This is a genomic window from Rhizobacter sp. (genome assembly GCA_021153565.1).
Classification (GTDB): domain Bacteria; phylum Pseudomonadota; class Gammaproteobacteria; order Burkholderiales; family Burkholderiaceae_C; genus Albitalea.
Genome location: JAJKJU010000337.1, coordinates 1 through 24,679, shown reverse-complemented (window position 1 = coordinate 24,679; position 24,679 = coordinate 1). Strand labels below are relative to the sequence as shown.

Here is a 24,679-nt window from a genome sequence, read left to right as displayed (position 1 = left end):
GCGTAGGGTCACCGTACAGTGGCATCTCGTAGTTGAACAGCGTGCCACGTGCCGCGACCTGCTCTTGCAGCCTGTGGCCATACTCCCGCTGGAACGCGGGCCGCGGAGGAACGGCCGTGTTTTTTGATACTGTCGTCTCGTGCAAACTGGTCAGTAGCGCATTGAGTAACGGGGTGGACTGGGGCACGACCGTCGGGCCGTAGAACCCAGTCCGATGGTTCCCTGCCGCCTGGTATTCGCCGCCCTGAACGAAACCCGGGGGATACCGTACCTCCTTGTACGGGGCTTGTTCGAAGTGAACGTGCTTAGAGACGGGAGGAGGACGCATGCGCGTGGTCTCCGGGCTCGATCCGTCTCTTGGCGCTTTGCCGCGCGCCGTCGAGTCGCGGGGACTTCCACGAACGGATGCTGCACGACGTGTCGATTCATCACCGTCCTGCGGCGCGAGAAGCGGCGAGTCGCTGTTGGAAACGTATCGTTGGGCCCTGAACTTGCTCCGGTCGTGGCTGGGAGGGGGGGTGCCGTCCCCATGCCTAGATGTACTTTCCGAGCGGACTGAGGCCTTTTCGTCGACCTCCTGACCTTCATCGGTCCGGTAGTCTGACGGCGGCGAGAACTCGGGCGACCCGTGTGGCTCGGGCTGAGCGTCCTGAGATACCGAAGGGTGCATGCGCGTGGCCTTCGAGCTCGCTTTGTCGCTATGCCGGATTCCTTCGGCCTCCAATTCCGCCAGAATTTGCATGCGCATGGCGGCCTTCTCTTCGGCTCTACGCATGGCCTTCGCTTCGTCTCTAAGCTTCCGCGCATTGCGGTGCGACGTCGAGTCGCGGCGACCTGCACGAACGGATGCTGGACGGCCCCTCAATTCGTCACCGTCCTGCGACGCGCCATGCGCCGATGCGCTGTCGGAAGTGTCTCCTTCGATCCTCAACTTGCTCCGGTCGCGGCGGCGGGGAGGGGGCAGGCCGTCCACATGGCTAGATGTACTTTCCGAGTGGACTGACGACCCTTCGTCGACCTCCTGACCGTCATCGATTCTGGTCCGGACTTGGGAGTCTGACGGCGGCGAGAACTCGGGCGACCCGTGTGGCGCGGTCTGAGCGCCCTGAGATGCCGAAGGGTGCATGCGCCTGGCCTTCGAGCTCGCTTGGTCGCTACGCTGGATTTCTTCGTCCAGCAATTGCAATTCCGCCAGCCTTTGCATGCGTATGGCCATCACTTTGTCTCTACGCGTGACCTTCGCTTCGCGGTGCGAAGTCGAGTCGCGGTGACCTGCACGATCGGATGCTTGACGGCCCCTCCATTCATCACCGTCCTGCGACGCGCCATGCGCCGATGCGCTGTCGGCAGCGTTTCCTTCGCTCCTCAACTGGCTCCGGTCGCGGCGGGGAGGGGGAGGGCCGTCCGCATGCCTGGATGTCCTTTCCGAGCTGATTGACGACCTTTCGTCGACATCCGAGCGGCCCTTTCTGGTCCGGACCTCGGAGTCGAACGGCCGCGAGACCTCACGTGAGCGTTGTGGCGCGGGTTGCCTCCACGCATTGGCCGTCGTTTCGAACTTGCTGTCCCGACTGGGGCTCGACACCGGACCCACATACGGTTCCTTGAAGCTCGGTGTATGGTCGACGGGCAGCAGGCGCGCAGGTGCCAGCCCTTGAGGAAGATACGTGTTTGCGATGTTGATCGTCAGTTGCCCAAAAGGCATCTCAAACCCGGTTTTCTGCCTGCCGATCGTCATCTTCGACGTCGACACATACTGGAAAGGACCGAAGTCAACGTGAAGTATGGACAGCGGGTTGCCCGAGACGTTGAGATTCTTCAGTTTTTTGAGCTTCGCAACGGAGCTTGGAATTGCATTGTCCGCAGTCAGCTGGTTGTCGGCGACATTTAGCTTCTCAAGGCACTGCAAATAACCGACTTCGCCGGGCAACCCAGTCAATTGATTCGATGCTAAATTGAGATTGTTCAGTCGTGTCAATCTTCCGACGACGGATGGAATCTCTGTGAGTAAATTTTCCTGCAGCGACAGTTTCTCCAGGCGCATCAGGTCGCCAATGCGGTCCGAGACATACATGAGCTTGTTCGAGCTAACGTCCAAAGACGTGAGCTTCGTGAGATTTCCTATCTCATCTGGAATGACTTCGATGGCATTTGTCGAAAAGTTGATGGATCGGAGGTTCGGCAAATTCCTGATTCCGCGGGGGATCTCCCTGAGCGAGTTGTGCGAGATGCTCAGCTTCTCGAGATTGGAAAGGTTGAGGACCGCTGGAGAAATGTTTTTTAAGCAGTTGTGGGCGAGCGACAAGTCTTTGGCTTTACCCGCCCCGTTGGATAGGAGTTGATCCGGAGGTAGCTCCCTCAATTGCAGGTTTTTCAGACTGACTCGACTCGGCGACGACGTCCACGCCGACTCCAGCGTATTAACAGCCTTTTGGCGCTCTTCGGCGGAGCGTCGCGAATTCACGTACTCACGGATTTCCGAACGGAGTGGCGATGATGCCCTGTTGCCCAACGGGATTTCATGGCCTGCCGATTCAGACTGAATGATTGATGGTATTACGTTGATGTATTTGCAGCGGAACATTCTTTGTGCCGTTAAATGGTTTAAGTTCAAGAACTGGCTCGACACTGAACGCCGCGTTGGGAAGAGTCGAGAAATGGCAGTGCCAGGCTTGGCGAAGCCGCGCTCCTTCGATCAGTTGGAGTTGGCGCCGCCGAGTCCGGGGTGAAGCTGGATTGTTACGAAAGTCGAATCTGCTCACACCCCAAAAAGCGAATGCATCTCCGAAACTGCGAAGTTTTTGCAGAAGCAATTTTTTTTGAATGCCCGTCAGTCACACACGGAGCTTGAAGTCGACAGTTGCACTGCGGTCCTTGGCTCCGGCGTCACGGATCACGGATGGCCGGATGACGCCGACCCCGGCGCCTTACTGCGTCACCCTGGCTGACATGGACGCAGATCTGCATGGCTTGTGCGCTGACGGCACGATGCTGCACGGCGTGGAAGTGCTGCGCCTGGCTTACGACGCCGCCGATCTCGGGTGGGTGATGCGTCCCACCGGCTGGATGCCGCTGCGCCCCCTGTTCGATGTGGGCTATCGCATCTTCGCGCGTCACCGCCGCGAGATCTCGCGCGCAGCGGCCCCGTTCATCACCGCCCTGCGCGTGCGGCGTGCACGCCGCGCTGCAGCGCGCATGTCTCAGCCTCTCAGCGAGTCTTCATATAGGCCGCATAGAGCGACGGATGCAGCTCGCGCAATGTTTTGCGCTTCTCGACGATGTCGTGGTGGCGGCCCTGGTGCTCCAGGCCAAGCAGTTCGACCAGAAGCCGCATGGCCTGCTCGGGCGAACTGTGCTGAGAAGCCTGCGCGGCCGCCAAGTGCTCGGCCAGCTGGGGGCGTTCGGCCAGAACCCATGCGGGAAACCACGCCAGGTCGGCGGCCTCGCCTGCGCCCTCGAAATCCGCCTCGAACCGGCGCACAAGTTGAGGCAGCAGCGGATCGGGGGAGCGAGGCACCAGCTCCGCCAGACGCCGGGGCGACAACCAGGCGAGTTCAGCGAGCATCGGCCACGTCGCTTGCAAGCCAAACAGGTGCAGGCGCGCCTGCGACATCCAGGCGAGCGGTGCCGGGATGCGGCGCCACGATTCGATGCTGTTCACCACTTGCACTGCGTCATGCCACCGACTCGCCTGCAACCACAGCGCCGCAGCATGCTCATCCGCGTGGTCGGCCCGAAACGGCAGCGGCTCGGCCCGGCGCGCCAAGTCCTCCCACTGCCCGGCCAGCCATTGGGTGGCTTCCTTGTCGCCGAAGGTGCGAATCGCCGCTGGGCGTATAACGTTCTCCAGGGTTTGCCGGGCTGTGCCCAGATCTTCGTGACGGGCAAATGTTTGGTGCTCGCGGCGTTCCAGTGCTTCGGTAAGCACCAGCAGCGCGGGCAAAGCCTCGTCCAGCGGCCATTGGTCGGAGAGCCGATTGCAAGCGACCCGGGCGCCTTGTGCGTCGCGCTGTTCAAGCGCATGGATCACATCATTCCTGACCATCACCGCGCCGCTGTGTTCGAAGATGTCGAGTTGCATGGCGGCCTTTCCTCGTTGGGGTGGATTTGAGATGCATCCGCGGGAACCGGCGCATGCGTTCAGCGGGCGATTTTGAGGGCTTTCCAAAGCTGGAACGAAAGCCCCCGGCGAGCATCGCGCCGAACCATGGTCGTCAGGTCGCTCACCGAGCCGCAGCCGGCGGGATGAATAATCCGTCCCATGAGTTTTTCCGCCCCTCAGCACGCACCACTTCCAGTTGATGCCTTGGAGTCCCCAGAGCAAACACCCGCTCATGCCCGAACGCAAGGCATCGACGCAGACTTGCTGAAGAAGGCCCGCAAACGACTGAAGTTCTTGTACCGGCAGGTGGCCAAGAACTGGCCGGGATTCCTTGCACGTCCCGGTCAGGACGAGATGATGCAGGCGGCACTGTTGACTTTCCTGTGCGCAAAGTCACCGGACGACGAGAGCCGTCAAGGCAACAATCTCGCGCAGCTTGAAGCCGGCACCGGTACCGGCAAGACTGTGGCTTATTGCCTGGCCGCCATCGTGGCTTCGGAGTTGCTGGAAAAGACCGTCATCGTCTCCACCGCGACCGTGGCCTTGCAAGAGCAGTTGTTTCACAAGGACTTGCCTCGCTTGGCGCAGATCATTCCCGATCTGCACTTTGACATCATCAAAGGCCGTGGCCGCTACGTCTGCGAAAGCCGGCTGGAAGGTGCAATCCACGAGGGAGCCCAAGCCAGCCTTCTGGGGGATGAATTTCAGGATGCGTTCGTCGGCGCTCGCACAAGATCCAAGGGCCCACGCGACAGTGTCCAAGCCATGCGCTGGTTCAACGAGTCCATCAAGAAGCTTCGCGCCGGCAAATGGGACGGCGACATCGACAGCCTCGAACAGCAACCGGACCCTGAAGATTGGCGCCAGGTACAAGCCAACGCCCATGCCTGCAACGGCGGGCAATGTGAGTACTTCAAGAGCTGCGCATTCTTCAGAGCTCGCCGCCGGGCCGCTTCCGCCACGATACAAGTGGCCAATCACGCGCTGATTCTGGCCACCCTGCAAACCGACAGCACGATGATTGATCCCGGCAACACTTTGTTCGTGTTCGACGAGGCCCATCACCTGCCAGGGATCGCTGCAGATCAGTTCTCGTACCGTGCCAGGTACGGAGCCACCCTCCATCTGCTCACCAGCCTGCGCGCCGTGGCCAGCCGCCATGGCAGGGCGATGCCTGCCTCCAGGCGGCCGGACCCGGTGGCATTTGGCCAGGCCATCACCGACTGCACAGACAAGCTCGCCATCCTGGAACGCTACTGGACTCAGACCCAATGCGTCAGTGCCGACCAACGCGTCCATCGCTTCACACAGGGACGGATCCCGGATGCACTCGTTGCCGAATGCGAGCAGCTCGGCATGGTCATTCGGTCGATATCTGGCGTGGTGTCAAGCATCGCAGCCGCGCTGATGGAGATCGACGAGTCCAAATCACTCGCCGAACGCGATGAGCAAACTCGTGCAGGTGTCGAACTGGGCGTTTACCTGTCGCAGCTCAATACATTGGAGCGTCTGTTTGCAGCGTGGGCCACCCACGACCCCGTCCCTTGGGCAAAGTGGATGGAATTTGCCGACCCAATCCCGGGAATTCCGGCGGTAAGCACCACTGACGCCTGGTTATGTGCCAGCCCGATGACACCGGCGCAGCTTTTGTCGCGCGGACTGTGGAAGAGCGTCAGCGCTGCCGTGTGCACCTCTGCGACCCTCACCGCCTGCGGCAGCTTCGACTTCTTTGACCGCTTGAGCGGCATGAACCGATTTCCTGAACGCCGCTCTCTGGTCGTCGCGTCTCCTTTCGACTACGCCACGCAGGGCGAACTGCGTATTGCCCCCATGAGGCATTCTCCGAAGAGCCCGGAGTTTTCCGAAGAGTTGTGCGAGGTGCTTCCGGGGTTGCTGCGCGAACATCATCATGGCCAATTGGTGCTCTTCACCTCCAAGCGACAGATGCAGGCCTGCCACGCGGCCCTGCCCAAGGACCTGAGCGGGCAGGTGCAAATGCAAGGCGACCGCTCGCGCACCGAACTGCTGAAAGAACACAGCCGCTGCGTTGCGAGTGGCCAGCGCAGCATCATCTTCGGCCTGCAGTCCTTCGGCGAAGGCATTGACCTTCCCGGTCAACTGTGCGAGCACGTGGTCATCGACAAACTCCCGTTCAGTCCGCCCACCTCACCGGTGGAGGAAGCGTTGGCGGAGTGGCTGACTGCCCAGGGGCGCGATCCTTTTGCCGAACTGTCCGTGCCCCGCACTGCGATGAAGCTGGCCCAATGGGCGGGGCGCGGTGTACGTACCGTCACCGACCGCGCAGTGATCACGGTGTGCGACACGCGCCTGGTCACGATGCGCTACGGCAAGGACATCTTGGCGGGCTTGCCGCCGTTTCCGGTGGTGAGGTCCGTCAGAGCTGAGCAGCATTGATCGCGGGAGCTCTTACGGAGTTCGGCGCGACATGGGCTTTCAAACCGTCTGCTAAGGTTGCTTCTTAATGGAAGCGATGAACCTCCTGCTGCTCGCAGGCGGGCTGCTGGTCTTCGTCAGCCTGCTCGCCGGTGTGTATTCGGCGCGACTGGGTCTGCCCTTCCTGCTCGTCTTTCTCATTGCAGGCATGCTCGCCGGCGAAGAGGGCCCGGGTGGCGTCAAGTTCGACAGCCCTTTGCTCAGTGCGTGGGTGGGCAGCGTGGCGCTTGCGATGATCCTGTTCGAAGGCGGGCTCAACACCCGCATGAGTACGTTTCGTACCGGCTTCAAGCCTGCCTTGTTGCTTGCGACGGTGGGTGTGCTCATCACCGCGGGCATCGTCGGCGCCGTTGCGATGCATGCAATGAACCTCGACTGGCGGCACGGCCTGCTGCTGGGCGCCATCGTCGGATCGACCGATGCGGCCGCCGTGTTCTCGCTGCTGCGCCACGTCGGACTCAAGCTGCACGAGCGTGTGTTCGCCACACTGGAGATGGAGTCGGGCCTGAACGACCCGATGGCGGTCTTCCTCGTGCTCGCGCTCATCGCCGTCATCAAGTCCCACGCCGGGCCGGGCGATGCCTTGTGGCTGCTTGCCAGACAGGCCGGCTTCGGCACGGCAGTCGGTTGGTACGGAGGCGCCGTCGTTTCGTGGCTGCTGCGCAAGCTGCCGCTCTCAGCAGCGCACGGCGGATTGCTCTCGCTGATGATCCTGTCGGGCGGGCTCACCCTCTTTGCCATGTGCGGAATGATCGAAGGTTCGGGCTTTCTCGCGATGTACCTCTACGGCTTGCGAGTGAGGGCGCTCGCCGAAGACGCTGCCCATGCCGCTTCCTCCGCCCTTGACGGATTCGCCTGGGCCGCGCAGGCGACCATGTTCCTGTTGCTGGGCCTGCTGGTCACTCCGCATGACATCCTCAAGGCCTTCTGGCCCACCTTCGCCATCGCCGCCACGCTCATCTTCGTGGCTCGGCCGCTGGCGGTGTTGCTGTGCCTCGCGCCTTTGCGCTTCCCCTTGCGTCACAACCTCTTCATCGGCTGGGTAGGCCTGCGTGGCGCAGTGCCCATCGTGCTCGCCCTGTTCCCCACGCTCGAGCACGTGCCCGGCAGTTCGCGCTTCTTCAATGTCGCTTTCGCGGTGGTGCTCGCGTCGCTGCTGCTCCAAGGTACGACGCTTGGCGGGGTAGCGAAGGTGCTCGGCGTGATCGAGCCGCCCGATGAACCGCCGCCCGGCGAAGGCAGTGTGCATGGCCGGCTCACGCTCGATGGCGACCTGGCGCTTGCCGACGTATTCGAGTTCTTCCAACTGCCGCTGCCCGAGAACGCCAGCACCACGCTGGGCGACTGGCTGACCACCGAGCTCGCGCGCGACCAGGCGGAAGGCGACAGCATTGAATGGCACGGCGCGAAATTCATCGTCAAGGGCTTGCAGGACAAGCGCATCGCACGGGTCGGCATCACGCTTGCTCGGCGTGTGAAATGAACATGGCGCGCAAGAAGCGGGAAGCGAAGCCTTTCGTCGCGCCCTCGGAAAATCCCGAACTCGACGCCTGGTTCGAGGCGCAGGTTTCGCAAGTACGATGCGAACAATCTGTTGTTGAGCCAGGCGCAGACGGAGGTGTTGTGCCAGGAACTCGACATCCGCCGACTCGCCTCGAGCCTGAAGCTCATGCGTCATCGGCGCATCGAATCGGTGGCTCTGGCTGTGCTCAGCCCCTTCGCACTGCCGCTCATGGTCGAGCGCTTTCGAGAAGGTCTCACCACCGAAAAACTCAAGGACCGCCTCGCCCGCATCATTCGCGATGCGGCGAAAGCGGCCGACAAATGAAACGCATCGGATCGGGCGCCAAGGCCCGCCTCGGAACCTACCTTATCGCTCTGTGGAAACTCTTCAAGCACCCTGCGACTCCCAAGCCTGCGAAATGGATCGCCATCGCCGTGATCGCTTATGCATTGAGCCCCATCGACCTGATTCCGGACTTCATTCCGGTGCTGGGCCTCTTGGACGACGTGATCATCGTCCCGCTGGGCATTGCGCTGGCGGTGAAGCTGACGCCCAAGCCTTTGTGGGACGAAGTGTTCAGGCAAGCGCAAGCGTCCAGCATCCGCCTGCCGAGGATGTTGTCGGGCGCCGTGTTCATTGGCCTGGTGTGGGTCGTCGTGGTTGGCTTGCTGGGCTGGTGGGTGTATCGCGCCTTCTGATTGCGCTCGTCGCGAGCTTCGCATGCGGGCATGCAGGGGCGGAGAGCTTCTCGGGCGTGGTTACGCGAGTCTCCGACGGCGACACGGTGTGGGTGAAGCCCGACGGCAGCACCGGCAAGCCCGTCAAGCTGCGGCTGCTGGGACTCGATGCACCCGAGAGTTGCCAGGCCTGGGGTGCGCAGGCCACGGCAGCGCTGTCGTCGCGGGTGCTGCGTCAGCGGGTCCATGTCAATGCGAAGGCCACCGACACCTACCAGCGCCGAGTGGTCACGCTGACCCTCGGCGGCGAAGACATCGGCGCGTGGCTTGTGTCGCAGGGTCATGCGTGGAGCTATGGCTACCGTTATCACGCGGGGCGCTACGCCGCCGAGGAGCATGCGGCTCGCGCGGCGGGGCGCGGTCTCTTCGCCGATCCGCGGGCAATTGAGCCGCGGACCTTTCGCAAGCAGCATGGGGCGTGCGCCTTCCCCAGGTCGCGTCGCAGGCAGCGCCATTGACGGCGGCAAGTTGACGATGGCTTTCGATCATGCCCGCCGCTGTCTCGTGGTTGCAAATCCTCGCCGTAGCGCGCGAGCTGTGGGGCTTCCTTTGCGCCTACTGCTGAGCGGAGAACTCAGCCTCTCACTTGCGCATCAAGGTGCTTTTGCCGAACAGGCTTTCAATCAAGTCGACCGCCACTTCAGCCGTGGCGTTGCGCACGTCCAATGCCGGGTTCAGTTCCATCACGTCCAGCGACGCCAATCGCCCCGTGTCCGCGATCATCTCCATGCACAACTGCGCCTCGCGGTACGTCGGCCCGCCCTTGACCGTGGTGCCGACACCGGGCGCCACGTCCGGGTCCAGAAAATCGACGTCGAAGCTCACGTGCAGATGGGTGCTGGTGTCGAGCGTCGCCAGTGCCAGCTCCATCGCATGCCGCATGCCCATCTCGTCGATGTAGCGCATGTCGAAGACCTCGAGGTCCATCTCGAGCACGAAGCGCTTCTCGCCCTCGTCGACGCTGCGAATGCCGATCTGGCGGATCCACTTCGGGTTGATGGCGGGCACCTGTCCGCCGATCTCGATCAGCTCCTTCGGGCCGTGCCCGCACAGGCAGGCCACGGGCATGCCATGCAGGTTGCCGCTGGGTGTGAGGATGTTGGTGTTGAAGTCGGCATGCGCATCGAGCCAGAGGATGCGCAGCTTCTTGTTCGTTTCGCGGCAGTGGCGCGCCACCGCGCTGATGGACCCGAGACCCAGGCAATGGTCCCCGCCCAGCAGAATGGGCAGACGGCCCAGCACAAGCTCGGCGTGCACAGCGTCGTGCACGGCCTTGTTCCATGCCACGACTTCCGCCAGGTGCCGATAACCGTCGGTGGGCGCAAGCCAAGGGTTGGCCGGACCCGTCAGGTTGCCGCGGTCGATCACTTCGAGGCCGTGTCCTTGCAGTACCGGCACGATGTTCGCGACGCGCAGCGCCTCGGGGCCCATGCTGGCTCCGCGGATGCCTGCGCCGATGTCGGTGGGCGCGCCGATGATGCTGAGCTGATGATTCATCTGGGTCGACGAACAGATTCCGTGAAAAGAAAGGTCGGACAAGGGTCTCAGATTTCGCTTGCGTAGTCGCCCTTGGCGTCCTCTCGCGGGCTGAAGCCGTAATGCGCTTCCAGCACATCCCATGCCTCTTGAGCCGTTTCGACGAAGCGGAACAGTTCGAGGTCCATCGGGCTGATCATGCCGGTCTCGACCAGCAGGTCGAAGTTGACGAGCTTCGTCCAGAAATCGCGCCCGAACAGTAGCACCGGTCGACGCCTGCACTTACCGGTTTGGATGAGTGTCAACGCCTCGAACATTTCGTCGAGGGTGCCGAATCCGCCCGGAAAACACACCAGGCCGATCGAGCGCATCAGGAAGTGCATCTTCCGCAGGCCGAAGTAGTGGAATTGGAAGCACAGTTCCGGCGTGATATAGGGGTTGGGCGCCTGCTCGTGAGGCAGCACGATGTTCAACCCGATGCTGCGGCCGCCCACCTCGTGCGCACCGCGATTGCCCGCTTCCATGATGCCGGGGCCGCCGCCAGTCACGACGTAGATGGGCGTCGCAAATTCGCGCGATTTTTCAGTCACGAGCTGCGCGAAAAGGCGGGCTTCGTCGTAGTAGCGCGCCATGGCAAGGTGGGTCTGCGCCATGCGTTGCGCGGTTTCGTTGCTGGACGATCTGGCGTCCGCCACGAGTCGCTGGGCAACGTCTGTTGGCACGATGCGTGCGCTGCCGAAAATGACGATGGTCGACTCGATCTTCTGCTCTTGCTGCACCAGTTCGGGCTTGAGCAATTCGAGCTGCATGCGCACCGGGCGCAAGTCTTCGCGCAGCAGGAAGTCGGTGTCGTTGAAGGCGAGGCGGTAGGCGCTTTCCGGGCCGTCGTAACGGGAGGGTGGCGTGGGCTTTTCGGCCTCTTGCTGGGCTGTCGGAAAGTTGCGTGCTTTCAGGTCGCGGCGTCTCTCCGCGATGCTGCGATTACGATGGTTCATGGTGTGCAGCTTAACGCCTGGGCGAGGTCCTCGGGGCCTCAAGGCCAAGGCGGATTTTCCGCGCAATCACCCGTGGGACAAGTGCCAATTCCCGGCTTGCAACCGAGGCATGGAATGTCCTGTCCGCAGGTCACTTGTGTGACGGCCTGCCCCCGCACACCGCACACCCGGCCTGCCGCCCGAGCCGGATCTCGTTCCACTCCATGGTCCGCGCATCAAGCATCTGCAATCGTCCCGCGAGCGATGATCCCACGCCCGTCAGAAACTTCAACGCTTCAACCGCTTGCATGGAGCCGACGACGCCCACAAGCGGGGCGAATACGCCCATCGTTGCGCAGCGGACTTCCTCGAAAGCCGCATCGGGTGGAAAGATGCATGCATAGCAAGGTCCGTCATCCGAGCGCGTGTCGTAAACCGAAATCTGCGCGTCGAACCCTACCGTTGCGCCTGATACCAAGGGCTTGCGATGCTTCACGCAGGCCGCGTTCACGGCATGCCGTGTCTTGAAGTTGTCGCTGCAATCGATGACCACATCCGCTGGGGCCACGAGCGCATCCAGGCGGGCGGCATCCGCGCGTTCCTGAATCGCGACGACTTTGACCTCGGGGTTGATGGCCGCGATGCTCTGCGCCACCGACGCGGCCTTGGGTTGCCCGACACGCGACATGTTGTGGGCGATCTGGCGCTGCAGGTTGGTCAGGTCCACGATGTCGTGGTCGACCACGGTGATGGTCCCGACGCCTGCCGTGCCGAGGTAGAGCGCCACGGGCGATCCCAGACCGCCGGCGCCGATGACCAGCGCATGCGAAGCCAACAGCCGCTGCTGGCCCTCGACCCCCAGTTCGTCGAGCAGGATGTGCCTCGAATAGCGCAGGAGCTGGTCGTCGTTCATGCGGCGAGCATAACCAAGCGCGAAGGCGAGAGAGGCATCGATCACGCGAGGGGAGGGGGCTGCGCTGAAATCGTCCTGCCTCGTCCTGGAACACACAAAAACGCCCGCTGTCGGCGGGCGTTTTTGATGGGTGTCGACGATCAGTTCGTGGTCGCTTCAGCCTTGCGTTCGACAATGGTCTTGCTGACCAGAACCGGCTTGCCCTTCAGGCGGTTGAGCGCCTGGACGAGCTGGAAGTCTTCCGGGCTGCCGAACTCGGGCAGGGGCTTCGGCGGCGTGTTGTTGTTCTTAGCAACTTCTTCCTCGAGCTTCTTGCGTGCCTCTTCACGAGCCTTCTCGCGCGCGGCGTCCTTCGCCTCGACGCCCTGGCCGCTCAAGAGGTGCTTTTCCAAGTCGGCTTCGCGGGTGCGCAGCGCGCCAAAAAGGTTGCCCTCGGCGGTTTCGTCCAGCAGCACGTCGGGCACGATGCCCTTGGCCTGGATGGAGTGGCCGTTCGGCGTGTAGTAACGCGCGGTGGTCAGCTTCAGGCCCGGCCCCGGGCAGTCTTCAATCATGTAGCTTCCGACCAGGCAGGTCGCCGTCTGTACCGACGCCTTGCCGAAGGTTTGGGCGCCCATGATGGTGGCGCGATGGTGGTCTTGCAGCGCACCAGCAACAATTTCGCTGGCAGAAGCCGAGCCTTCATTGACCAGCACCACCAGCGGCAGCGATTTGATGGATGCCGGCAGGCGCTTCACCGGGTCGCCGTTGTTCGAGCGGCGCAGGTAGTTGCTAGGGTTGGTCGTGAAGGTCTGCTTCGCACCCTGGATCTGACCGTTGGTGGACACGACGGTCACGTCCGTGGGCAAGAAAGCTGCCGACACCGCGATGGCGCCGTCGAGCAGGCCGCCCGGGTCGTTGCGCAGGTCGAGCACCAGGCCCTTCATATTCGGGTCGGCCTTGTAAAGCTCTTCGACCTTGCGGGAGAAGTCGTCGACGGTGCGGTCCTGGAATTGGCGGATGCGCACCCAGCCGTAGCCGGGCTCGAGCAGCTTGGCAGTGATGCTCTGGACCTTGATTTCTTCGCGAGTGATGATGACCGGGAACGCGCGGTTTTCGGTCTTGCGGAAGATGTTGAGAGTGACCTTGGTGCCGGCTTCCCCGCGCATGCGCTTGACGGCCTGGTCCATGGTCAGGCCCTTGACGGGCGTGTCGTCGATCTTGGAAATCAGGTCGCCCGATTTCAGGCCGGCGCGGAACGCGGGTGAGCCTTCGATCGGCGTGGCGACCTTCACGAGGCCGTCCTCCATGCCGATCTCGATGCCCACGCCAACGAATTTGCCGGTGGTGCTTTCCTTGAATTCGGTAAAGCTCTTCTTGTCCAGGTATTGGGAGTGCGGGTCCAGCCCGTTCACCATGCCGGCAATCGCGTCGTTGATGAGCTTTTTCTCATCCACCGGATCGACGTAGTTGTTCTTGACGAGGGAGAAGACGGAGGCGAGCTGCCCCATTTCTTCCAATGGCATCTGGGCCGCGGAACTTCGGGCAATTGCCTGCAACTGCATGGTTGCCAGTGCACCTGCTACGGTTCCGAGTGCAACCCAACCCGCGACTCTCAGTTTTGCACCCATGACTTTTACCAATCCTGCTTCAGACAAAGACATCACGCCCAATCCAGTATAAAACTACAAGGCCCGTTTGGAGCCATGTAAGTGATGGGAAGTTCGGGCCATTTCCGCTCTACATGTCCCCGATTTTGCCCGTCGGGTGTGCAGGAACTACAAGATGCAGTGAAGCCCGGGTTTCCACGAGGACCAAGAATAGGAGGTGTTTGCCGAGATGCAACGCCACCAGGTCGAAGCATCCGGGCTCGGCGTGAAGTAGTGCCGCAGAAGTGAATTCGTTCGTACGAGCCGCCGATGACCTCGAACATTCTTGGCCGACAGCCTATATGGCGTGCCATCCGTTGCGGGTCGGATTCCTCACGGACCAGCCTCTACTGCAAGGCGAGCGGGTGAGCTGGTCGACGATCTGCCGGGGCGAGCAACAATCGCGGTGCTTCGGGCACGGCGCCTGACAAAGAGACTTACATGAAAAGATTGATCGCCGAATGGCTTTGGCGCGCAGCCGTGATCTGCGCTTTGGTATGGATCGCCCTGGAATTGCACTACGTTCACGAAGACATGATGCAGCCCGTGGACGAGGCGCCCGTGGTGACAGCCGATACCGATGGCACTGAACAGGGCATCGAACGAGTTCGAAGTGATGTGGCCAGCCTGTTGACGTAATCCTGTTGGCGATGGCCGCCCGCAAGCGGTGAAGAGCGGAACGAAATGCCCGGCCGGATTGAAGCCTATCGCCATGGTCCGCCGACAGGAATCGAAGTTTCGGCGCCAGCCCACATGGATACTTGGGGTTTCGACATCGCGATGGGGTGAATACCCCCAAGACTACCCCCGCTACGCGTTGAGCGGTGGCGCCGCCGAACCGACGTTGATAATCCAAACCAGCCCCAACGCGAGCGGACGTATGCCCACTACCTACAACATTTACTGCGATGAGTCGTGTCACCTCGAACTCCACTCGAAGCCGACGTTTCGGGGGAAGCGCCTCGGCCTGAAGCGTCATCCCGTGAGTCAGGGGAAGGAGGCGACCTTCTGGCACCTCATCTCTGAGGGAGCCAATGAGCCGGACCGTACGCCCGACATGAGACGATGTGAGCGCATCGGTTGGCCGCGGCCCGGCATTGATAACTGCGATGCGCAGAATGTGAAGGTATGGGAGGCACAACGCCGAGGCGAGTCGCGCATCATGATCTGGCTCGAGCCTGACGACTATGTGATCGTGCTCGCAAACCGCGGCGACTACCTGCTTCCTTGGACCGCGTTCACGATCGAACATGACCACAAACGCCGCAAGTTGCAGCGCGAATACGAAGCCCAGAAAGGCTGACGCCGCTCAGGGAGCGGCGTCGTAACTCCTTCTACACATGGCAGATGAGCTGCCAACATTATCAATCGAGGCCGGCTTTTCTTCAACGGGATGTTTAGTGCCGCCCCTGGATCTGAGGGGTATTCCAAACTGAAGCTCGCGGCATTACGGAAAAGTTCAATGGTATCAATGGCTTAGAACGCCTCAGTAACCCGTTGGGCCGTTGCGACGTTGCGATGTATAGACCCGACGTGAGTCAATGTGGCATGAAAAAGGCCCCTAAGTGATTGATTCACATAGAGGCCTGATCGAACTTGATGCAACGTGAAAACCCGTCCTGGTCCCGCCGACAGGAATCGAACCTGTATTTGCCGCTTAGGAGGCGGCCGTTCTATCCATTGAACTACGGCGAGAGCGGGCAGGATTCTCGCATGGAGCCGGCTCGGCGAGCCTACTGCCAGCGCCAAGACCAGATCAGGTCCACCGAACTGTCGGCGCCCGTTTGCGCTCGCAAGGTAAATCGCTGGGCGATCCGGTAGATGAGCTGCCACGATCCCGCCGTCGCATTCAAGCTGCGTTCATACCCCACGTACCATCGCCGCGAAAGCTGTTTGCCGAGAGAAATCACGGTTTCGCGAACTTCGCCTTCGGTTTGGCGCAATGACACGTCGTCCAGGCCGATGGCCTTGGTGAACTGGTCGCCCACTCCGCTGCCTTCGCCGGCCAGCAATGCGATCGCGGCACGTTGCAGCAGGGCAGTGTCGGTGCGGCCCAGTCCTTCGCTGGCTCGCCCGAGGACCAGCCAGGAGAGCTTGTCGATTTCCGACATCTCGGGGTCGGAGAACAGTCGGATCCGCGGGTTCAGCGCCGTGCCGTTCACCTGAACGCCCACGCGCACATCGGTATTGGGCCGGGTGGCCTCGATGTCCAGTCGCGGGTTTTCTGGAACGCCGATGAAGGTGATCAGCCCCCGGTCGATGGTGAGCTTCTGTCCGTAGGCGGCATAGGTGCCGTCCACCGCGCGCACCGTGCCGTTGATGGCGAGGTGGTTGGCCGGGGAGGTAATGTGCAGGTCGCCTCGCAGGTCAGTGTCGATACCGCGGCCGCGCAGCCGCAATTGCTCGCCGAGCGCGACGTCGATGTTGAGCTTGACCGTGTGGCCCGGCGCGGCCTTTCCGTGGGGCTCGGCCTCGGCGGATTCGGGCTGCTTGCCGCGAATCACGTGCACGTCGTCCGACAGCCGCGGCGCATCCGAGCGCGTGAAGTCGAACAGGCCCTCGTCGACGCCGAACTTGCCGTCGAGCGCGAGGGTGTCCTTGTCGAGCTGCAATTGCGCATCGCCAGTCGTCACGATGCGGCGGTCGACACGGCCGAGCAACTGGAACTTGTCGGCCTTCAGCTTCAGGAAAGCCTTGGGTGCCGCGCCCAAGGTCGCGTTGCCCTCTAGCGCCAAGGTGCCGCTGCCCGCACGTGCCGTGAAGCGATCGATGCGTGCCGTCGCGCCCTGCAAGGCGATGGCGACTTCGCCATCGCTGACGTTCACGCCTTCGAGGAAGTTGCGCACGCTCAGGCCGTTGCCGCGCATCTCGCCGGTGTACTCCGGCGCGCCGAAGCGCCCGCCGATGCTCGCGCTGATGTGCAGGGCCCCGTTCAACCGCCAGCCCGCCGGCACCCACGGACCCCATGTGCCGAGGTTCGCTACCTGCACTTCGAGCACACCTTGGATGGGTGTTTCTGGTGTCGGCCAGGTGGCCTGCGGTGCGGTGTGCGCGACCACCGCGCCCGACGCAACGCCCAGCGTCTTGCCCGCGAGGCCCTGCGTGAAGCTCCAGGTGCCGTCGTGCGCGTCCAGCCCGAGGCGCAGGTCAGTGAGGCCCAGCAACTGCGTCTTGCCAGTTTCATCGGTCACGGCGAGGTCGCCGGCCTGCCGTTCGAGGACGATATCTGCGCTGAAGGTCGGCGCACTCTTGATCTTGACGTGCCCGATGACGGTGAGGTCGCCGCCCCAGCCGAACTCCGGCTGTGCTCGGGCGAGAAACGGCGCCACCGGGACCGGTTCCAGTTCGGCCTGCGCATCGATCTGCGCGGGTTGATTGCCGAAGGGCGCCTGCCACACGATGCGGCTCCAGCGCAGCGCAGCGCCCAGCAGCGTCGCGCGGCCCGGCTGCACAGTGACTCGCGTGGGGCCGCCGGCCCATTGCACTTCGATGCCGACGTTGCGTGTGCGAACCAGCGGCCGCAGGTTGGTGTCGGTACTTGCGAGTTCCAGTTGCTGGACGGTGCCGCGCCAGCCAGCCCAGGCTCCCTTGGTGACGATACCCGGGCGGCGCGCGGCGGGTGCTTCGAGAGCGCCGCCTTGCGCAATCAACAGCAAGGACGTGCGCTGATTGCCCCGGGCCGTCGGCGTGGCAGGCGTCGCGGCCGCTGCAGTCGTGCGCAGCTGAAACGTGTCGGTCCATGCGGGCGGCAAAGCCCTGGTGTCGCCACGCAATTCGAGGCGATGCGAACGCATGCTGCCCTTGAGCTGCAGTTGCGCGGATTCGATGGGCGGCGTGCCCTTGAAGATCGCCTGGGAGAAAGACACCTGGCTGACCGAGCCCTGCAGGTCGACGACGGCATCCGCGCTGCTGTCGGTCTTGCTGTCGAGCTGCCATTTGGCCTGGGCACTTTGCACCTGCGTCTGGCCCACCCGCAATGCCTTGGCATCGAGTTGCCCTTGCGTGGCGAGCAGCGGCCATCTGCCTGTCACATACGCCGTGGCGTTGAGGGATCCAGCGAGCGCCGATTCGCCGGCCGGTGCGGCGGATATGCGCCACAGCGGAGTCAACTGGTTGAGGGCCGGCGCGGCGATGCTCACATCCCATTGGTCGCCGGCGCCATTTCGGCCGGCGTTGAGTCGGCCCTCGACGCTGATGCGGTTGCCGCCCGCGTCGAGCTTGAGCGATGCCACCGCCGTGCCGCCGTCCGCGCTTTTCAGGGCAATCTCGCCGTTCAGCGGCACGCCGGCCAGCACGCTGTTGGCGATGGCGACGTTAGCTCGACCACGCAGCGTCGACAGGCGGTCCATGGCGTTGGCCGGCCCCGAACTCAAGGGCGCCGAAATGTCGATGTCTGCCTTGGTGTTGAGGCGGTTCGGTCCCTTGCGCAATGGCGAGTCGTCGTTCCCCGGCCACCACGGCGCGGGATCAAAGTCGACAAGCTTGGCCTGCCCTTTGATCTGCCAGGGCGCCTTCTCGGTCTCGTGCACTGCGAAACCCGCGAACGACGCGCGCGCACCGCCTGCGCGGGCCTGCGCATCGCGGACCTCGATGCGCTTTGTCGTCCAGGTGGCGTCCACCGTCAACTGCGCGCCGCGTGCCGTGCCTTTGCCCGCGAACTGGCCGGCAAGGTCGGCCTTCAACTCGACCTTGGCGCCATCGATCGGGCCGCCGAAATCAGTGCCCACGGCGCTCACCGGTCCACTCAGCACCATGGCTGCGGCGCGTGCATCGACCAGTGAAGGTTGCAGGGCGTCGAGCTTCGCGTCCACCTTCCATTGCTTCGGCGTCCACTGCCCTTGGCCGTGGATGCGCCCGGCCGATTGCTCCTTGCTGCCGAGCTCGGCATCGACGTGGCGCAGGTCCAGCGAGTGCGCGTCGTTGGGTCGGGCGCGGACTTCGACCTTGACGGAGCGAACGGGCAGGCGGCCCTCGTTCCAGCGTCCTGCCTCGGCATTGGACAGATCGGCGATGACCGTCGCCGGCTGGTCTAGACCACTTGTCTGCACACTGGCTTCACCGCTCAGGGACGTGACGGGCAAGGCGCTGTGGAAGGCGGAGAGGTCCAGCGCTTTGGTACGCGCGACGAGGTCACCCAAGGGCCAGTTCTCGAAGGGCCGCAAAGCCGCGCGCAGGGCCAGCGATTGCTCAGGACGAGATGCGGTGGGCGTTGCACGCACGGCCGCTTGCAGCACCGGCTGCGCGAGCGGGCCAGCCAGCGTGGCAGCGGCATTCCAGGCGGGCAGGGCGGTCTTTCCGGCTGCATCTTTCACCTCATCCTGCGCGAGATCGACCTTGGCTTCGAGTGCAAAAGGCCGCTCGGTCGCGATGCGTGCCGAGCCCGACGCCTTCAACCGGTCCCACACGAGTGACAGCCCGTCCACTCGGTGCACAGCGGCGCGCTCGTCGTCCAGGTGGATGCGTGCCTGCACGTCGAGCAGCGGTTTGTCACCCAGCGCATTGGCATGCAGTTCTCCGATGCGCACCGTGCCGAGGTCCAGTTCCAAGGGCAGCTTCAATTGCTCGGGCAGCTTCGCTGGTTCCTTCTTGCTGTCGCTCGGCAACAGCAGGTCGACGCGTTGCGCATGCAACTCGCTCATGACGAGCTTCGCGCCGTACGCAGTCCACGGCGCTCGCTCCAGATGCAAGCCGTGCCAGCCGGCCTTGATCAGCACGACCTTGCCCCCACCCGGCAGATCGAACTCCACGCGTGCGGCCTCGTAGTCGCCCCAGATCGTGCCCTTGCCGCCTTCCAGCTTCAGCCCCGGCAATTTGGACAACACCCAGGCCGATCCTGTGTCGGTCCGCACCGACCACCAGATGCCGCTGCCCGCGGCGAGGAGCAGCGCCACCATCAGCAGTACGAGTCCACCAATCAGCCATGCGATGCGCCGCCGCCAGCGAAACTCGCGCGGCACCGGCGGGTCAGCAGCAGGCGCGGAGGAGGCAACGTCGCTCATCACAGGCCCCATCAGAAGGCGACGCCCACGCTCACGTGCACACGCATCTGGTGCACGTTCTGCCCGTATGCGAGGTCGAGGCGAAGCGGCCCGACGGGGCTGCGCCAGCGAAACCCGACGCCGTATCCAAGGGCCGGATGCAGGTCGCTCCAGCGGTTGGCCGCATTGCCAGCGTCGATGAACGCCGCCCACCAGAACGCCGGCCGGCTGGCGAAGATCGGTCGCGCGATTTCTGCGCTGCCCGTCCACAGCACGCGGCCGCTGGTGACAGCGCTGTCCACCACCGGACCGAGCGTTCGGTAGGCATATCCGCGCACCGACTCGTCGCCACCTGCACGAAAGAGCAATGTGTCTGGAACGCCCACGCGATCACGCGCAAACACTTGCCCGCCCTCGGTGCGAAGGGTGGCGTACCAGCTGCCGACCGGCTTGTACCAAGTGATGCGACCGTAGGCGCGGGTGAACGGGCCGCGTCCTTCCGTGATGCCGTCCTCCTTGATGTCGCGCCCCACTGCGTAGCCGCCCGCGCCTTGCAGCGACAAGGTGATCCCCTTGGTCGGCAAGAGCACGCTGTCGACCTTGCGCCAGATCCAGTTGTAGTTGAGCGATGCGGCGTCGCTGTTGGCTACGCCGGCACTCGTGTCGAGCCGCGAATGCGCAAGCTCGGCGTAATACAGGCGTTCTATGTGCGGCGTGTCCTGCGCGCGGCCCACGCGGGCGCTCCACGAGGTGCGCAGCTCGCTTGCCGATTCCAGCCGTTCCGCGCTGCCCGACACCAGGTTGCGGTACAGGCCCTCAAGCGGATAAGAGCTCAGCTCACCCTGCCACGACTTGAGCTTTGGGCCCAGCTCGAACCTGTTCTTCGCAATCCAGGGGCGGCCGAACACTCGGCGGTGCATGTGTTCGAGCGTGAGGCGCGGCCCTGTGTTGGCGCTGTAGCCCACGCCGACGGTGGCGCCCTGCATGGGCAGCTCCTTCACATGGATCAGCACCGGCGCCGCAGTGGCGGTGGCGGGGTTGGGATCGATCTCGATCACAGCGCCTTCGAAGAGGCCAACTTTCTGCAGCCGGTCTTGATAGTCGAGCAGCAATTGTTCGCTGTAGGGCTCGCCGGGCCAGAAGGTCGCGAGCTTGCGCACGGCGTCTTCCGGGTAACGCGACAGGCCTTCGATGGTGATCGGACCCATCCGAAAGAGCGGGCCGCTTTCTGCAATGACGCTGAGCGTGACGGTGTTGTCCTGCGCATCGATGCGCGCGGTGGTCGTGACCCAGGTCGCCGCCGGATAGCCTTCGGCGCGAAGCTGCGCAAGCGCCTGGTTCTTCGCCTCATTCCACGCCCCCTGCCGAAAGGGCGCGCCCGCCTTCAGCCCCCATCGGCGGCGCAGCGCTGCGAGTTCGATGACCGCGTCTTCGTTTTCGGCCGCCACATGCCTTTGCAAGTCGCCGATGACATCCAACGACCACTTGTCGATGACGGTCCGCGGTCCCGGATTGACGATGACCCGAAACAGCGGAGTGTCGTCGGCCGTCGTCGCGCGCGTGATGTGCACCTCGGCGTTGAAGTACCCCTCGGTCTCCAGCAGCGTGCGGGCCTGCGCGGGCGCCGCTGCGACGAGGCGGTCGAGCTCGACACCGGTGATGCTGTCGGTAGCCGGCGCGTTCTGAAAGCGCGCGAGGTCGAGGTAGGTCAGGAGCACCTTGCGCAGGTCGTTGGGCGCTTCGACCTCGAGAGCATAAACGGCGCGATCTGGTGACGCCGCAGCCGCGGACTCTTCAGCTTTCTTCGACAGAAAGGGAAGGCTCGAACAGCCGCACTGTGTTGCCACAAGCACGGCAACCGACAGCGCTGCAAACAGAGTTCGCCAGCTCATTTGCTGAGCAAGCGCATGGCCCCTTCCAGCCCCTGCAGCGTGAGCGGAAACATGCGCTGGTTCATCAACTGCTGGATGACGGCAATGCTCTGCCGGTAGCCCCACACACCCTGCGGCTCGGGGTTGATCCAGGCGAACTTCGGGAACGCATGTGTGAGACGTTGCAGCCACTCGGCGCCGGCCTCTTCATTGTTGTATTCGACACTGCCGCCGGGCTGAAGGATCTCGTAGGGGCTCATCGTTGCGTCACCGACGAAGATGAGCTTGTAGTCCTTGTTGTACTTGCGGATCACATCCCAGGTGGGGAATTTCTCGCTGTAGCGGCGGCGGTTGTTCTTCCACATGAAGTCGTAGACGCAATTGTGGAAGTAATAAAACTCGAGGTGCTTGAACTCGCTTTTGGCCGCCGAGAACACTTCCTCTACCCGAGGGATGTGCTCGTCCATGGTTCCGCCCACGTCCATCAGCAGCAGTACCTTCACCTTGTTGTGCCGCTCGGGCACCATCTTGATGTCAAGGTAGCCGGCATTGGCCGCTGTGCAGCGGATGGTGTCGTCGAGGTCGAGTTCTTCGTCCGCCCCTTCGCGTGCGAAGCGGCGCAGCCGGCGCAGCGCGACCTTGATGTTTCGCGTGCCCAGTTCGAGCGTGTCGTCGTAGTCCTTGTAGGCCCGCTGGTCCCAGATCTTCACTGCACTCTTGTTTCGGCCCTTGTCCTGCCCGATGCGGATGCCCTGGGGGTTGTACCCATAGGCGCCGAAGGGCGAGGTGCCGCCGGTGCCAATCATGCGATTGCCGCCCTCGTGGCGTTCCTTCTGCTCCTCGAATCGCCTCTTCAGCGTCGCCATCAAATCGTCCCAGCCCATCTTTTCGATGGCGGCCTTTTCCTCGGGGCTCAGTTCGAGCTCAAGCTTTTTCTGAAGCCATTCGAGCGGAATGTCCTGCGTGAAGTCGGTGAGCATTTCCACGCCCTGGAAGTAGGTGGCGAATGCGCGGTCGAACTTGTCGAAGTTGGCTTCGTCCTTCACGAGCGAGGTGCGGGCGAGGTAGTAGAACTTGTCGACCGTTGGCCCTTCATCGTCGTCGATGACGCCCGCTTTTATCGCCTCGAGCAGGGTCAGGTATTCCTTGACGGAGACCTTGAGCTTGGCTGCTCGCAGCGTGAAAAAGAAGTTGATGAGCATGGATTCACCGTTCAAAGGAGGATACACGCCAATGAAGGCCCGCGTACTCGGGCGGTCGTTTCGATGGGAGACAAATTGGGTCGGCAGTACCCGGTTTCCACGTCTCACATTTCACGTTGCACGCTTCATGGCGAGAAGCCACTGAAGATGCGCCTTTACTTCGGGCCATTCGCCCGCGGCGAGGCTGTACATGACGGTGTCGCGTACCGTGCCATCGCGGCGCAGGTGATGGTGCCGCAGGACGCCGTCACGCCGCGCACCAAGCCGCTCGATGGCACGCTGGCTCGCGAAGTTGAAGTTGTCGGTGCGCCAGCCCACGAGCTGTGCGCCCAGAGTGTCGAAGGCATGGCATAACAACAGGTACTTGGCCGTCGTATTCACGTGCGTGCGCTGCGTGCTCTTGGCGTACCAGGTCCAACCAATCTCGAGCCTTTCGATGGCAGGCACGATGTCGTGATAGCTCGTGCAGCCCACGACCCGGTTCGTCATCACGTCGATTGCCGCGAAGGGCAGTCGGTGCCCTTCGGCCTGGTGATTGAGCGCTGCTTCGATGTAGGCGGCAGTGGCCTGCGGCTCGGGCACGCTCGTGAAGCGTAGCTTCCAAAGTTCGCCGTCTGCGGCGGCGTTCAGCAGGCCGTCGAGGTGCCCCATGGACAGTGGTTCGAGCCGTAGCCGATCGTCAGCGAGCGTGATGGGTTCGACAGCTTTCATCGATCAGGCGCCTTTTGACGTGCTGCTCGGACACGTTCGAAATACTCTCAGCCTCTCAGCGATTGTGGCGCTGCATGAACACCAGCTTTTCGAAGAGCGAGACATCTTGCTCGTTCTTGAGCAGGGCACCCACGAGCGGCGGCACGGCGACCTTCTCGTCCTTGCTCTGCAGGGCCTCGAGCGGAATGTCTTCCGCCACGAGCAGCTTGAGCCAGTCGAGCAGTTCAGAGGTCGACGGCTTCTTCTTCAGCCCCGGCAGGTTGCGCACCTCGTAGAAGTTCTTGAGCGCGGCGCCCAGAAGCTCCTTCTTGAGGCCGGGAAAGTGCACACCCACGATCGCCCTCATCGTGTCGGCGTCGGGGAACTTGATGTAGTGGAAGAAGCAGCGACGCAGGAAGGCGTCGGGCAGTTCCTTCTCGTTGTTCGACGTGATGAACACGAGCGGGCGATGCTTGGCACGAATGAGTTCGCGCGTCTCGTAGACGTAGAACTCCATGCGGTCGATTTCACGCAGCAGGTCGTTCGGAAACTCGATGTCCGCCTTGTCGATCTCGTCGATGAGCAGGGCGACCGGTTGATCGGAGGGGAAGGCCTGCCACAGCACGCCCTTCACGATGTAGTTGTGAATGTTCTTGACCCGCTCGCCGCCGTCGAGGGCCGAGAGCTGGCTGTCGCGCAGCCGACTCACCGCGTCGTATTCGTACAACCCCTGTTGCGCCTTGGTCGTGCTCTTGATGTGCCACTGCAGCAGCGGCATGTTGAGCGATTCGGCGACCTCCTCGGCGAGCATCGTCTTTCCGGTGCCCGGTTCGCCCTTCACGAGCAGCGGGCGTTTCAGAGTAGCGGCTGCGTTCACAGCCAACATCAAGTCGTCGGTGGCGACGTAGTTTTTGGTGCCGGTGAACTTCATCGGAACGATGCCTCGGGAGGGTGTCGGGTCAGTATACGGGCGCACTTGCGTGCGGCGCTGGGCCCACCTCAGCCGGACGGCGCCCCTTGGGGGCAGGGGCGAAGCGACTGGGGGGCACGTCCGGCGCCGGGCCGTCCCAAGCCGGACGGCGCCCCTTGGGGGCAGGAGCGAAGTGACTGGGGGGCACATGTCCGGCGCCGGGCCGTCCCAAGCCGGACG

General features: G+C 63.1%; 18 protein-coding genes, 1 tRNA gene and 1 pseudogene. 8 read left to right on the top strand and 12 right to left on the bottom strand.

Annotation, left to right across the window (positions count from 1 at the left end):
• A partial coding sequence (locus AC30NL_RS20765; protein WP_489465879.1) for a leucine-rich repeat domain-containing protein occupies positions 1-2,584 on the bottom strand: 2,584 nt, incomplete at its 3' end.
• A 239-nt stretch (positions 2,585-2,823) separates the two neighbouring features.
• Here AC30NL_RS20765 and AC30NL_RS20760 point away from each other — a divergent pair.
• Positions 2,824-3,075 (top strand): annotated as a pseudogene (locus AC30NL_RS20760) (hypothetical protein); the annotation flags it as partial.
• A 133-nt stretch (positions 3,076-3,208) separates the two neighbouring features.
• Here the strand turns inward: AC30NL_RS20760 and AC30NL_RS20755 are convergent.
• Positions 3,209-4,081: a hypothetical protein gene (locus AC30NL_RS20755; RefSeq protein ID WP_489465878.1), complete on the bottom strand. Its 873-nt coding sequence runs from the start codon at positions 4,079-4,081 to the stop codon at positions 3,209-3,211.
• A gap of 180 nt (positions 4,082-4,261) precedes the next feature.
• On the opposite strand from AC30NL_RS20755, the gene dinG reads away from it, so the two are divergent.
• The 5 genes from dinG to AC30NL_RS20730 all read left to right on the top strand — a co-directional run bounded on the left by dinG (position 4,262) and on the right by AC30NL_RS20730 (position 9,255).
• The gene (gene dinG / locus AC30NL_RS20750; protein ID WP_489465877.1) at positions 4,262-6,517 is read left to right on the top strand and encodes an ATP-dependent DNA helicase DinG; all 2,256 of its coding nucleotides are present in this window, start codon (positions 4,262-4,264) and stop codon (positions 6,515-6,517) included.
• A gap of 67 nt (positions 6,518-6,584) precedes the next feature.
• A complete protein-coding gene (locus AC30NL_RS20745; protein ID WP_489465876.1) occupies positions 6,585-8,039 on the top strand; it encodes a potassium/proton antiporter in 1,455 nt (484 codons plus the stop codon).
• Positions 8,040-8,090: 51 nt separating this feature from the next.
• A complete protein-coding gene (locus AC30NL_RS20740; protein ID WP_489465880.1) occupies positions 8,091-8,384 on the top strand; it encodes a hypothetical protein in 294 nt (97 codons plus the stop codon).
• Positions 8,381-8,758, top strand: a complete 378-nt coding sequence (locus AC30NL_RS20735; protein WP_489465875.1) for a YkvA family protein — start codon at positions 8,381-8,383, stop codon at positions 8,756-8,758. Before AC30NL_RS20740 ends, AC30NL_RS20735 begins: the two co-directional genes overlap by 4 nt.
• Positions 8,737-9,255 carry a thermonuclease family protein gene (locus tag AC30NL_RS20730; protein ID WP_489465874.1) on the top strand — a complete coding sequence of 173 codons (519 nt, stop codon included), beginning with the start codon at positions 8,737-8,739 and terminating at the stop codon, positions 9,253-9,255. The genes AC30NL_RS20735 and AC30NL_RS20730 overlap by 22 nt, the downstream gene beginning before the upstream one ends.
• 124 nt (positions 9,256-9,379) lie before the next feature.
• Here the strand turns inward: AC30NL_RS20730 and rocF are convergent, their stop codons facing one another.
• The 4 genes from rocF to AC30NL_RS20710 all read right to left on the bottom strand — a co-directional run bounded on the left by rocF (position 9,380) and on the right by AC30NL_RS20710 (position 13,770).
• Positions 9,380-10,294, bottom strand: coding sequence for an arginase (rocF, locus tag AC30NL_RS20725; protein ID WP_489465873.1), 915 nt, complete (start codon positions 10,292-10,294; stop codon positions 9,380-9,382).
• A 47-nt stretch (positions 10,295-10,341) separates the two neighbouring features.
• Entirely contained in the window at positions 10,342-11,268 is a 927-nt protein-coding gene (locus AC30NL_RS20720) for an LOG family protein (RefSeq protein ID WP_489465872.1), read from the bottom strand.
• Positions 11,269-11,398: 130 nt separating this feature from the next.
• The gene (locus AC30NL_RS20715; RefSeq protein WP_489465871.1) at positions 11,399-12,160 is read right to left on the bottom strand and encodes a HesA/MoeB/ThiF family protein; all 762 of its coding nucleotides are present in this window, start codon (positions 12,158-12,160) and stop codon (positions 11,399-11,401) included.
• A 140-nt stretch (positions 12,161-12,300) separates the two neighbouring features.
• Positions 12,301-13,770 (bottom strand): S41 family peptidase, encoded by a 1,470-nt coding sequence (locus tag AC30NL_RS20710; RefSeq protein WP_489465870.1) that lies wholly within the window; start codon positions 13,768-13,770, stop codon positions 12,301-12,303.
• A gap of 459 nt (positions 13,771-14,229) precedes the next feature.
• On the opposite strand from AC30NL_RS20710, the gene AC30NL_RS20705 reads away from it, so the two are divergent.
• Together AC30NL_RS20705 and AC30NL_RS20700 are read left to right on the top strand one after the other, a co-directional pair.
• Positions 14,230-14,427: a hypothetical protein gene (locus AC30NL_RS20705; RefSeq protein WP_489465869.1), complete on the top strand. Its 198-nt coding sequence runs from the start codon at positions 14,230-14,232 to the stop codon at positions 14,425-14,427.
• Positions 14,428-14,605: 178 nt separating this feature from the next.
• A complete protein-coding gene (locus AC30NL_RS20700) occupies positions 14,606-15,091 on the top strand; it encodes a hypothetical protein (protein WP_489465868.1) in 486 nt (161 codons plus the stop codon).
• A 317-nt stretch (positions 15,092-15,408) separates the two neighbouring features.
• Here the strand turns inward: AC30NL_RS20700 and AC30NL_RS20695 are convergent.
• The 6 genes from AC30NL_RS20695 to AC30NL_RS20670 all read right to left on the bottom strand — a co-directional run bounded on the left by AC30NL_RS20695 (position 15,409) and on the right by AC30NL_RS20670 (position 24,460).
• Positions 15,409-15,483, bottom strand: a tRNA-Arg gene (locus AC30NL_RS20695).
• Between the two features lie 38 nt (positions 15,484-15,521).
• Complete coding sequence (locus tag AC30NL_RS20690) at positions 15,522-19,787, bottom strand: translocation/assembly module TamB domain-containing protein (RefSeq protein WP_489465867.1); 4,266 nt, start codon at positions 19,785-19,787, stop codon at positions 15,522-15,524.
• A gap of 11 nt (positions 19,788-19,798) precedes the next feature.
• Complete coding sequence (locus tag AC30NL_RS20685; RefSeq protein ID WP_489465866.1) at positions 19,799-21,658, bottom strand: autotransporter assembly complex protein TamA; 1,860 nt, start codon at positions 21,656-21,658, stop codon at positions 19,799-19,801.
• A complete protein-coding gene (locus AC30NL_RS20680; RefSeq protein ID WP_489465865.1) occupies positions 21,655-22,839 on the bottom strand; it encodes a vWA domain-containing protein in 1,185 nt (394 codons plus the stop codon). The genes AC30NL_RS20685 and AC30NL_RS20680 overlap by 4 nt, the downstream gene beginning before the upstream one ends.
• A 111-nt stretch (positions 22,840-22,950) precedes the next feature.
• Positions 22,951-23,550: a GNAT family N-acetyltransferase gene (locus AC30NL_RS20675; protein WP_489465864.1), complete on the bottom strand. Its 600-nt coding sequence runs from the start codon at positions 23,548-23,550 to the stop codon at positions 22,951-22,953.
• A 55-nt stretch (positions 23,551-23,605) separates the two neighbouring features.
• Positions 23,606-24,460: an AAA family ATPase gene (locus AC30NL_RS20670; RefSeq protein ID WP_489465863.1), complete on the bottom strand. Its 855-nt coding sequence runs from the start codon at positions 24,458-24,460 to the stop codon at positions 23,606-23,608.
• Positions 24,461-24,679 lie beyond the last annotated feature (219 nt).

What these genes read in the sequence shown, in the direction of transcription:
- AC30NL_RS20755 (WP_489465878.1), bottom strand. Translation starts at nt 4,081, where the DNA reads ATGCAACTCGACATCTTCGAACACAGCGGCGCGGTGATGGTCAGGAAT.
- AC30NL_RS20715 (WP_489465871.1), bottom strand. Translation starts at nt 12,160, where the DNA reads ATGAACGACGACCAGCTCCTGCGCTATTCGAGGCACATCCTGCTCGAC.
- AC30NL_RS20745 (WP_489465876.1), top strand. Translation starts at nt 6,585, where the DNA reads ATGGAAGCGATGAACCTCCTGCTGCTCGCAGGCGGGCTGCTGGTCTTC.
- AC30NL_RS20735 (WP_489465875.1), top strand. Translation starts at nt 8,381, where the DNA reads ATGAAACGCATCGGATCGGGCGCCAAGGCCCGCCTCGGAACCTACCTT.
- AC30NL_RS20705 (WP_489465869.1), top strand. Translation starts at nt 14,230, where the DNA reads ATGAAAAGATTGATCGCCGAATGGCTTTGGCGCGCAGCCGTGATCTGC.
- AC30NL_RS20690 (WP_489465867.1), bottom strand. Translation starts at nt 19,787, where the DNA reads ATGAGCGACGTTGCCTCCTCCGCGCCTGCTGCTGACCCGCCGGTGCCG.
- AC30NL_RS20670 (WP_489465863.1), bottom strand. Translation starts at nt 24,460, where the DNA reads ATGAAGTTCACCGGCACCAAAAACTACGTCGCCACCGACGACTTGATG.
- AC30NL_RS20675 (WP_489465864.1), bottom strand. Translation starts at nt 23,550, where the DNA reads ATGAAAGCTGTCGAACCCATCACGCTCGCTGACGATCGGCTACGGCTC.
- AC30NL_RS20710 (WP_489465870.1), bottom strand. Translation starts at nt 13,770, where the DNA reads ATGGGTGCAAAACTGAGAGTCGCGGGTTGGGTTGCACTCGGAACCGTA.
- AC30NL_RS20685 (WP_489465866.1), bottom strand. Translation starts at nt 21,658, where the DNA reads ATGAGCTGGCGAACTCTGTTTGCAGCGCTGTCGGTTGCCGTGCTTGTG.
- AC30NL_RS20680 (WP_489465865.1), bottom strand. Translation starts at nt 22,839, where the DNA reads ATGCTCATCAACTTCTTTTTCACGCTGCGAGCAGCCAAGCTCAAGGTC.
- rocF (WP_489465873.1), bottom strand. Translation starts at nt 10,294, where the DNA reads ATGAATCATCAGCTCAGCATCATCGGCGCGCCCACCGACATCGGCGCA.
- dinG (WP_489465877.1), top strand. Translation starts at nt 4,262, where the DNA reads ATGAGTTTTTCCGCCCCTCAGCACGCACCACTTCCAGTTGATGCCTTG.
- AC30NL_RS20720 (WP_489465872.1), bottom strand. Translation starts at nt 11,268, where the DNA reads ATGAACCATCGTAATCGCAGCATCGCGGAGAGACGCCGCGACCTGAAA.